Source organism: Dietzia sp. CW19, from assembly GCF_014145265.1.
Classification (GTDB): Bacteria; Actinomycetota; Actinomycetes; order Mycobacteriales; family Mycobacteriaceae; genus Dietzia; species Dietzia natronolimnaea.
In genome coordinates, this window is the sequence record NZ_JAALEE010000089.1 from 1 (window position 1) to 1,711 (window position 1,711).

Consider the following 1,711-nt stretch of genomic DNA (forward strand, 5'->3'; position numbering starts at 1 on the left):
CCACCTGGAACTCGAGCTCCCCGGCGTCGCCGAGGCGATGCGCGCCCGCGGGCTGGCCTCGACCCCCACCGCCGCCATGAGCCGCGGCCTGGCGGGCTTCTCCGGACGTACCCTGGTGGCGAACCTCCCGGGCTCTTCGGGCGGGGTGCGCGACGGACTGGCGGTACTCGACGAGTTGTTGGACCACCTGCTCGCCGTCCACGCCCACGGTGGCGGGCACTGACCGTCCCCGCCCGCAGCCGCCCGGGACCGAACCGCGAGGAGGAACCGACCATGACCGTCCGCAGTCCACTCGTGCAGATCACCGAGACCGCGATCGACCCCCGTGAGGTCGAGAAGGCCGTCTGGAGCACCGCCGACGGCGCCATGGTCACGTTCTCCGGGGTGGTGCGCGACCACGACCACGGTCGCGACGTGCTCGACATCGAGTACTCGGCCCACCCCACGGCGCAGGACGTCCTCGAACGGCTCTGCGACGAGGTGGCGACCGAACACACCTCGCCCGACCTAGAGAAGGGCGGACCGCTCGACCCGCGGCGCTCCGTCCGCATCGGCGCGGTGCACCGGGTGGGGGTGCTGCCGGTGGGTGAGGTCGCCGTGGTGGTGGTGGCCGTGGCGCCGCACCGGGCCGAGGCCTTTGCCGCCTGCTCGGAGCTCATCGAACGACTCAAGCGCGGGGTGCCCATCTGGAAGCGGCAGCGCTTCACCGACGGCGTCTCGGAGTGGGTGGGCGTCGGCGACTGCTGAGTCGATCAGGCTGGCCGTCTGCGGGATCCGGGCCATTGGTGACCCGGCGGGTTGACGAGTGTGCCGTCGTCGGCGATGGTGCGATCCGCGTAGGCGTTCCACTCGCGTTCCCGGATGGCGTCACGAGCACGGGCCAGGGGGCCCTTGGGTCTGGTGCGGTGTTCGTGCCCGGTGTCGGTGATGATGACGAGATCACCCAACGGCCCGGACCGGTAGGCGTTGGTCCCGAACGTCTTCTCCCGGTGGTGTTTCCGACACAGGCAGACGAGGTTCCACTCGGTGGTCGGCCCGCCGAGTTCAGGGTCCTTCTTGTTGAACGCGAGCACATGGTCCACGTCGCAGTCCTTGGCGGGAACCGAGCACCCCGGGTGCCGGCAGGTGCCGTCGCGCAACCGGATGCGCTCGGCCATCGCCGGGGTGATCACGTAGCGCAGGGCGTGTTCCGGGGAGTCGAGCACGCCCGGGGCAGGGTCGATGAGCTCGAACCGCACGCTCGCGTCGTCCCCCTCGAGCAGTTCCGTGCAGAGCCACTCGAAGCTGCTGTACGCGCCGTGGACGAACTCGACACGGTTGGGCAGGCCCCGGGCCGCGGAGGCGATCACGCTGATGCGGATCGGCTGACCGGCCCGCGCGGCGTTGCCCAGTGTGGGCCGGGGCAGGTCCGCGCCGACCCTGACGTCGCCGAGTTCGATGCCGTCGTGCTCGATACCGTCGTGCTCGGACGCGCGGGCAGCGGCGGAGGCGGTATCGGCCGCGGACCGGCCCGCATCAGACGGGTAGACGGCGAGCGCGGCGAGGGCGTCGGCGCGGAGCTGGTCCATGGGACGATCCAACCCGTCCGCCGAGGCGGCCGACGCGTCGGTGTCGATGCGACGCCGAAGGAGTTCGGCATCGGCAGCGGTGAGCCTGGCCCACATCGTGGCCATGCCGTTCCGTGCCCCGCGGAATCGGACCGAGCGGGTAA

At 71.4% G+C, this 1,711-nt stretch carries 2 protein-coding genes and 1 pseudogene; 2 read left to right on the forward strand and 1 reads right to left on the reverse strand.

The features are described 5' to 3' along the window. Both G6021_RS03245 and G6021_RS03250 read left to right on the forward strand, forming a co-directional pair. Positions 1–223 (forward strand): annotated as a pseudogene (locus G6021_RS03245) (bifunctional molybdenum cofactor biosynthesis protein MoaC/MoaB); the annotation flags it as partial. A gap of 50 nt (positions 224–273) precedes the next feature. Then, positions 274–747 carry a molybdenum cofactor biosynthesis protein MoaE gene (locus G6021_RS03250; protein WP_182639505.1) on the forward strand — a complete coding sequence of 158 codons (474 nt, stop codon included), beginning with the start codon at positions 274–276 and terminating at the stop codon, positions 745–747. A 5-nt stretch (positions 748–752) separates the two neighbouring features. Here G6021_RS03250 and G6021_RS03255 read toward each other — a convergent pair. Continuing rightward, on the reverse strand, positions 753–1,711 hold a 959-nt coding region (locus G6021_RS03255; protein WP_182640655.1), incomplete at its 5' end, for an HNH endonuclease signature motif containing protein.